This window comes from Aliivibrio sp. S10_S31 (assembly GCF_014694495.1).
Taxonomy (GTDB): Bacteria; Pseudomonadota; Gammaproteobacteria; order Enterobacterales; family Vibrionaceae; genus Aliivibrio; species Aliivibrio fischeri.
Genome location: NZ_JAAUWR010000085.1, coordinates 1 through 759, shown reverse-complemented (window position 1 = coordinate 759; position 759 = coordinate 1). Strand labels below are relative to the sequence as shown.

The window sequence follows — 759 nt, the reverse complement described above, 5'->3', positions numbered from 1 at the left end:
AGAATGTATCATTACCAGGTCGTCCACTGAGTATCACAGAGCAAGTTACAGGAGGGACCGCCCGTATCACAGAGCGATTTGTGTATGCGAGTAATACTGAGGCAGAAAAAGCCCAAAACCTTGCAGGGCAGTGCATTAGTCACTACGACACCGCTGGCTTAGCTCAGACCAATAGCATTGCTCTGACGGGAGAGCCTCTCTCTATCAGTCGCCGTTTATTGAACGATGTTGATAATCCGGATGTTGTAGCAGACTGGCAGGGGGGAGATGCTTCTGTTTGGAATGACCGGCTCAGTAACGAAAGCCATACCACCCTAACCATGGGGGACGCCACTGGTGCAGTACTGACCACGATTGATACGAAAGGCAATGTACAACGTGTAGCGTACGATGTATCGGGTCTGATGTCAGGCAGTTGGCTGACCCTGAAAGGGAAAGCAGAACAAACTATTGTAAAATCCTTGGCGTATTCAGCGGCAGGACAAAAGCTGCGTGAAGAGCAGGGTAACGGTGTGGTCACGGCATACTCATATGAGCCAGAAACGCAGCGTTTAATTGGGATAAAAACAGAACGCCCTACAGGACATGCTCTTGGTGCGAAGGTATTACAAGACCTTCGTTATGAGTATGATCCAGTAGGCAATGTGTTGAAAATCAATAACGACGCAGAAGAGACACGCTTCTGGCGTAATCAGAAAGTCGAACCGGAAAATACTTATACTTACGATAGCCTCTATCAATTGGTCAAGGCGACTGGTC

At 48.4% G+C, this 759-nt stretch carries 1 pseudogene; it reads left to right on the top strand.

Annotated features, from left to right (window positions below):
* Positions 1-320: 320 nt before the first annotated feature.
* Positions 321-759: pseudogene (locus tag HC728_RS20110) on the top strand (RHS repeat protein); the annotation flags it as partial.